Source organism: Streptomyces sp. NPDC002490 (genome assembly GCF_040296045.1).
Taxonomy (GTDB): domain Bacteria; phylum Actinomycetota; class Actinomycetes; order Streptomycetales; family Streptomycetaceae; genus Streptomyces.
Window position 1 is genome coordinate 123,119 of the sequence record NZ_JBEOWM010000018.1, and the last position, 6,467, is coordinate 129,585.

Consider the following 6,467-nt stretch of genomic DNA (forward strand, 5'->3'; position numbering starts at 1 on the left):
CATCCGGCCGCTCGTCCCGCCTCCGGTGGCCCCGCGCCCCCGCCCCCTCACGCCACCCGTCGCGCCGCGTACTCCGCCACCGAGGCCATCGGCGGACGCTCCTCCGTGTCCACCGGATACGTCCGCGGCTCGAAGCCCCGCGCGCCCCGCTCGAACTGGGTCAGCTCGGGCCACAGCAGATGGTCCCGGGCCAGCCGCAACTGTGCCGTCCGGTAGACCGCCGCCGCCATCCGGCCCAGTGCCTGGCCGTCCTGGTGCCGGTGCCGGCGCACCCCCACGTCCACCTGCGCCAGGGCGTCCAGCCCCACGCTGTGCAGGGCGTCCACCAACAGCCCCAGCTCCACCCCGTACCCCACCGGGAACGGCAGCCGTTCCAGCAGCGAGCGCCGGGCCGCGTACTCCCCGCCCAGCGGCTGGACGAATCCGGCCAGCCGCGGCCAGTGCATGTTGAGCACCGGGCGGGCCAGCAGTTCGGTGACCCGGCCGCCCTGTCCCGCCCCCGCGGCGGGGGAGCCGCCGAACGGCCGGTCGTACATCGCCTTCACGAAGTGCACGTCCGGCTCGGTGAGCAGCGGGCCGACGATCCCGCGGACGAAGTCCGCCGAGAACTCGCGCAGGTCCGCGTCCACGAAGCAGACCACGTCCCCCCGGGTGACCAGTAGCGACCGCCACAGCACCTCGCCCTTGCCGGGCAGCGCGGGCAGCCGCGGCAGGATCGCGTCCCGGTGCTCCACCCGCGCCCCGGCCGCCCCGGCCACCTCCGCAGTCCGGTCCGTGGAGCCGGAGTCGACCACCACCAGCTCGTCGACCAGGGGCGTTGGTCCGGCCATCAGCTCGGTGCGTATCACGGACACGATCTGGCCGACCGTCTCCTGTTCGTCCAGCGCGGGCAGCACCACACTGACCGTGGACCCCGAGGCCCGTTTCGCCGCGACGAGCTGGTGCGGCGGACGGTCCGCCACGGACCAGGAACGCCTGCTCAACCAGGACTCGACCTCTTCCAGCACGGTCAGTGGCTCCCTACTGTGACCCATCTCGCGGTGCGGACGGCTATCTCAACCGTCCTGGCCTTCGGTTACAGTCTTGAGCAACGCGCACGGCCGCCGCACGTCGGGTCCGCAGCGCTGACAACCGCATACCGCTCATCCAGAGGGGCAGAGGGACACGGCCCGTTGAAGCCCCGGCAACCCTCCAGTCGGTTCTCGTCGCCGCCGCCGAACGATCACGTCGATCACGGTGGACGGCCCGCGAGGCTCCCGACTCGGGAAGGTGCCAATTCCGTCTCGTGACGAAACGCGTCACGGGGAAGATGAGGAGAGAGGGCCTCGCCACCATGGCTGTTCAGACCGCCGCGTCCACCACCGACACCACCACCGTCGACCTGGGTCCCGCCGCGGCACTCTCCTGCCGGGAGTGCGGGGAGCGGTTCGCGCTCGGCCCGATCTTCGCCTGCGAGCTCTGTTTCGGGCCCCTCGAAGTCGCCTACGACTTCCCGGTCGGCGACCCGGAGGGGCTCCGCAAGAAGATCGAGTCCGGCCCCGAGAACATCTGGCGCTACGCCCCGCTGTTGCCCGTCCCCGCCGACGTGGCCAGCAAGCCCAACCTGAACCCCGGCTGGACGCAGCTCGTCAAGGCCGACAACCTCGCCCGCGAGCTGGGCGTCACCGGCCGGCTGTACGTCAAGGACGACTCCGGCAACCCGACGCACTCCTTCAAGGACCGGGTCGTCGCCCAGGCCGTCGAGGCCGCCCGCGCCTTCGGCTACACCACGCTCTCCTGCTCCTCCACCGGCAACCTCGCCGGCGCGGTCGGCGCCGCCGCCGCCCGGGCGGGGCTGCGCTCCTGCGTCTTCATCCCGCACGACCTGGAGCAGGCCAAGGTCGTCACCGCCGCCGTCTACGGGGGCGAACTCGTCGCCATCGAGGGCACCTACGACGATGTGAATCGTTTCTGCTCCGAACTGATCGGCGACCCGCTGGGCGAGGGCTGGGGCTTCACCAACGTCAACCTGCGTCCGTACTACGGCGAGGGCTCCAAGACCCTGGCGTACGAGATCTGCGAGCAGCTCGGCTGGGAGATCCCGGACCAGATCGTCATCCCCGTCGCCTCGGGCTCCCAGCTCACGAAGATCGACAAGGGCCTCCAGGAGCTGATCAAGCTCGGGCTGGTCGCCGACAAGCCCTACAAGATCTTCGGCGCCCAGGCCACCGGCTGCTCCCCGGTCTCCACCGCCTTCAAGGCCGGCCACGACGTGGTCCGCCCGCAGAAGCCCGACACCATCGCCAAGTCGCTGGCCATCGGCAACCCGGCGGACGGCCCCTACGTCCTCGACATCGCCCGGCGCACCGGCGGTGCGGTGGAGGACGTGGACGACACCGCGGTCGTCGAGGCGATCTCGCTGCTGGCCCGGACCGAGGGCATCTTCGCGGAGACCGCGGGCGGCGTCACCCTCGGCGTCACCAAGAAGCTCATCGAGAGCGGGCAGCTCGACCCGACGCTGACCACCGTCGCCATCAACACCGGCGACGGGCTCAAGACCCTGGACGCGGTCGCCGACCGGGCCCGTCCCACCGCGACCATCAAGCCGAACCTCGACGCCTTCCGTGCGGCGGGCCTCGCCACCGACTGAACCGCCACCCCCTCCCGCCCCCTGACGTCCCCGGGGCGGGAGGTCGCGAAACTCCCCCCGCCCTTCCCTCCCCTTCCCTCCACTTCTCTCCGGTTCTCTCCGGAAACGACCGGAAAGGTCTTCTCATGAGTGTCACCGTTCGCATCCCGACCATCCTGCGCACGTACACCGGCGGCCAGGCCGAGGTTCCCGCCGAGGGGGCGACCCTCAGCGAGGTCATCGCCGACCTGGAGAAGAACCACGCGGGCATCGCCGGTCGGGTCCTGGACGACCAGGGCAAGCTGCGCCGCTTCGTCAACGTGTACGTGAACGACGACGACGTCCGCTTCGAGCAGGGCCTCGCCACCGCCACCCCGGACGGCGCGGGCATCTCGATCATCCCGGCCGTCGCCGGCGGCTGAGCCTCCGCCGGGGCTGACGCTCCGTCATCACCTCGACCCCCTCCGCAAGAGAAGCGGAGGGGGTCATTCATGAGGATTGAACGCGGTAGGGTTGGGGAAATGGCTCGCGCATTTGTGCTTCACACATATGACTTCTCAGCCGCGCGCCGACAAGAAGCAGCCAAAGAGCATTACCGAATTGGCCCTTTCATCACATTTGACCGGCCCGAGTTGCCCTGAATTCGCGCCGGTCATCCGCCTTTCTCCGAGCGGCCGTCCCCGGATTTCTCGTCCAGTTGACCTGTTGCAGACGGCAGTTGGACAGATACATTCAGCGGCGGTCGACGCGTTCCGGCGCACACCCCCAACCGTTGGGGGGTGGAGGTCTGACCCGGGCCCGCGAAGTGCGGTCCTGTGCAAGGGCCAGTAATAGGGGAGTTAGGCATGGCTCAGGGCACCGTCAAGTGGTTCAACGCGGAGAAGGGCTACGGCTTCATCGCGGTCGACGGTGGTGCGGATGTTTTCGTCCACTACAGCGCCATCCAGATGGACGGGTACCGCACCCTCGAAGAGGGTCAGCGGGTCGAGTTCGAGATTTCGCAGGGTCAGAAGGGGCCGCAGGCCGATATGGTCCGTTTGGCCGTCTGACGCCGGCGTCGACTGGCTGCGACGTTCCGGAGGGTCCGCACCCCGACAGGGTGCGGACCCTCCGTGCTGTCCGCCCCCGCCCGCCGCCCGTTCCCGCCCGCCCCCTGTCGCGCCCCCGCGCCCCGGCGACACCGTTCCCGCATTCGGTCGCGCCCCGGTCGTGCTTCGGTTGGCCGAACCGCCCTGACCTGCACGGAAGCGATGGCGGCGGTATGTCGCAAGGGCAAGCCGCTTGCACTCGCACCTGTCGAGTGCTAATCATTGGCGTTAGCACTCTACGAGTGAGAGTGCTACGAAGGACCGGGTCGGTGAGGCCCGCGGACCGGGCGGGGGCATCCCTCACCCGGTGTCGTAGGCCGTCCGTCGCGGGCGCCAGCGCGGTCCGAACCATCCGCTCCCACGCCGTAAGGGCGCGGGTAGGACCCCCTTCAGTCCGGGAGGACCACTTCACATGGCCAAGATCATCGCGTTCGACGAGGAGGCGCGGCGCGGCCTTGAGCGCGGTATGAACCAGCTCGCCGACGCCGTCAAGGTCACCCTCGGCCCCAAGGGCCGCAACGTCGTCCTTGAGAAGAAGTGGGGCGCCCCCACGATCACCAACGATGGTGTCTCCATCGCCAAGGAGATCGAGCTCGAAGACCCCTACGAGAAGATCGGCGCCGAGCTGGTCAAGGAGGTCGCGAAGAAGACGGACGACGTCGCCGGTGACGGCACGACGACCGCGACCGTCCTCGCCCAGGCGCTGGTCCGCGAGGGTCTGCGCAACGTCGCCGCGGGCGCCAACCCGATGGCCCTCAAGCGCGGCATCGAGAAGGCCGTCGAGGCCGTCTCCGCCGCCCTGCTGGAGCAGGCCAAGGACGTGGAGACCAAGGAGCAGATCGCCTCCACCGCCTCCATCTCCGCCGCCGACACCCAGATCGGCGACCTCATCGCCGAGGCCATGGACAAGGTCGGCAAGGAAGGCGTCATCACCGTCGAGGAGTCCCAGACCTTCGGTCTGGAGCTGGAACTCACCGAGGGCATGCGCTTCGACAAGGGCTACATCTCGGCGTACTTCGCCACCGACATGGAGCGTATGGAGGCGTCCCTGGACGACCCGTACATCCTGATCGCCAACTCCAAGATCGGCAACGTCAAGGACCTGCTGCCGCTGCTGGAGAAGGTCATGCAGTCCGGCAAGCCGCTGCTGATCATCGCCGAGGACGTCGAGGGCGAGGCCCTGTCGACCCTGGTCGTCAACAAGATCCGCGGCACCTTCAAGTCCGTCGCCGTCAAGGCCCCGGGCTTCGGCGACCGCCGCAAGGCCATGCTCGGCGACATCGCCATCCTGACCGGCGGCGAGGTCATCTCCGAGGAGGTCGGCCTCAAGCTGGAGAACGCGACCCTGGACCTCCTGGGCCGCGCCCGCAAGGTCGTCATCACCAAGGACGAGACCACCATCGTCGACGGTGCCGGTGACACCGACCAGGTCGCCGGTCGCGTGAACCAGATCCGCGCCGAGATCGAGAACTCCGACTCGGACTACGACCGCGAGAAGCTCCAGGAGCGCCTGGCGAAGCTCGCCGGCGGCGTGGCCGTCATCAAGGCCGGTGCCGCCACCGAGGTGGAGCTCAAGGAGCGCAAGCACCGCATCGAGGACGCCGTCCGCAACGCGAAGGCCGCCGTCGAGGAGGGCATCGTCGCCGGTGGTGGCGTGGCCCTGCTCCAGGCGTCCGCCGTCTTCGACAAGCTGGAGCTGGAGGGCGACGAGGCCACCGGTGCCGCCGCCGTCAAGCTGGCCCTGGAGGCCCCGCTCAAGCAGATCGCCGTCAACGCCGGCCTCGAAGGCGGCGTCGTGGTGGAGAAGGTCCGCAACCTGACCCCGGGTCACGGCCTGAACGCCGCCAGCGGCGAGTACGTCGACATGATCGCCGAGGGCATCCTCGACCCGGCCAAGGTGACGCGCTCCGCGCTCCAGAACGCCGCGTCGATCGCCGCGCTGTTCCTCACCACCGAGGCCGTCATCGCCGACAAGCCGGAGAAGGCCGCTGCTGCCGCTCCCGGTGGCATGCCCGGCGGTGACATGGACTTCTGAGCCTCCGGCTCGGACTTCCGCACCACCCGTCCGTCCGGACGGACCGAGGGCGGCACCCCGCAGGGGGTGCCGCCCTCGGGCGTTTCACGCTGCTCCTTCGAGCCCCTCTCGCCCTTCGAGCCCTTCGGCTTCCGGGTCGAACTCGTCGCCGAAGGGGCCGGGAGCGACGGTGGGTGCGTGGGCGGGGCAGGCGTAGAGGGTGACGGCGTTGCCGCCGCTGAGGCTTCCGGTGTGCCGGACGGCCACGGGCGCCGTGGTGCGCCGGTGGCAGACGACGCACCGTGCGGTGAACGGCTCGGGCGGGGGACCGGTCAGGGCCTCGCGCGTCACGGGGACACCACCCACAGGTGCGCCGGTGGCTGGGGTCGGGGTCGGAGTCGTTGGGGGTCGGGTCGGTAGGTGTAGCCCTGGGCCGCCCATGCTTCGGCGTAGAAGAGTTCCTGTTGGGCGGGGTCGAGGTGGTGTGCCTCGGGGGCGTGGAACACGGCTCGGGCTTGTGCGCTGGAGGGGCCGGGCCAGGGCTTGGCCCAGGGGCTGTCCTCCTGCACGACGAGCGCTTCCGGGCCCGGCCCCGTTGCCGGTGCTGTCACCGCGCCGGTCCGTGGGGGGTGGGTGGCGGTGGCGCCGGTGTGGTGGGGGGGCCGCGTCAAGCGGATACGAGTCAGTACCCGTACGAGTGCACGGACGATAGGCTCGCGCATGTCGGTGTCAGCTCCTTCGAAGCTGTGTCGGCGTG

The 6,467-nt window shown here is 69.9% G+C and carries 7 protein-coding genes and 1 riboswitch; of the genes, 4 read left to right on the top strand and 3 right to left on the bottom strand.

What is annotated here, in order from left to right; genetic code table 11:
• Positions 1 to 47: 47 nt before the first annotated feature.
• Positions 48 to 1,007, bottom strand: coding sequence for a glucosyl-3-phosphoglycerate synthase (locus ABT092_RS14410; RefSeq protein WP_351243521.1), 960 nt, complete (start codon positions 1,005 to 1,007; stop codon positions 48 to 50).
• A gap of 132 nt (positions 1,008 to 1,139) precedes the next feature.
• A riboswitch (SAM riboswitch) is annotated at positions 1,140 to 1,316 on the top strand.
• A 17-nt stretch (positions 1,317 to 1,333) separates the two neighbouring features.
• Here ABT092_RS14410 and thrC point away from each other — a divergent pair.
• From thrC to groL, 4 genes are all read left to right on the top strand, one after another.
• Positions 1,334 to 2,629, top strand: a complete 1,296-nt coding sequence (gene thrC, locus ABT092_RS14415; RefSeq protein WP_351243523.1) for a threonine synthase — start codon at positions 1,334 to 1,336, stop codon at positions 2,627 to 2,629.
• A gap of 125 nt (positions 2,630 to 2,754) precedes the next feature.
• Positions 2,755 to 3,030, top strand: a complete 276-nt coding sequence (locus ABT092_RS14420; RefSeq protein WP_351243525.1) for a MoaD/ThiS family protein — start codon at positions 2,755 to 2,757, stop codon at positions 3,028 to 3,030.
• Positions 3,031 to 3,453: 423 nt separating this feature from the next.
• Positions 3,454 to 3,657, top strand: coding sequence for a cold-shock protein (locus tag ABT092_RS14425; RefSeq protein ID WP_037910665.1), 204 nt, complete (start codon positions 3,454 to 3,456; stop codon positions 3,655 to 3,657).
• Between the two features lie 451 nt (positions 3,658 to 4,108).
• Positions 4,109 to 5,731: a chaperonin GroEL gene (groL, locus tag ABT092_RS14430; RefSeq protein ID WP_351243527.1), complete on the top strand. Its 1,623-nt coding sequence runs from the start codon at positions 4,109 to 4,111 to the stop codon at positions 5,729 to 5,731.
• 84 nt (positions 5,732 to 5,815) lie between these two features.
• Here groL and ABT092_RS14435 read toward each other — a convergent pair whose 3' ends face one another.
• A complete protein-coding gene (locus ABT092_RS14435; protein WP_351243529.1) occupies positions 5,816 to 6,061 on the bottom strand; it encodes a hypothetical protein in 246 nt (81 codons plus the stop codon).
• Positions 6,058 to 6,321: a hypothetical protein gene (locus ABT092_RS14440; protein ID WP_351243531.1), complete on the bottom strand. Its 264-nt coding sequence runs from the start codon at positions 6,319 to 6,321 to the stop codon at positions 6,058 to 6,060. Before ABT092_RS14440 ends, ABT092_RS14435 begins: the two co-directional genes overlap by 4 nt.
• Positions 6,322 to 6,467 lie beyond the last annotated feature (146 nt).

Coding starts and splice junctions, on each gene's coding strand:
- thrC (WP_351243523.1), top strand. CDS start 1,334: ATGGCTGTTCAGACCGCCGCGTCCACCACCGACACCACCACCGTCGAC.
- ABT092_RS14420 (WP_351243525.1), top strand. CDS start 2,755: ATGAGTGTCACCGTTCGCATCCCGACCATCCTGCGCACGTACACCGGC.
- ABT092_RS14425 (WP_037910665.1), top strand. CDS start 3,454: ATGGCTCAGGGCACCGTCAAGTGGTTCAACGCGGAGAAGGGCTACGGC.
- groL (WP_351243527.1), top strand. CDS start 4,109: ATGGCCAAGATCATCGCGTTCGACGAGGAGGCGCGGCGCGGCCTTGAG.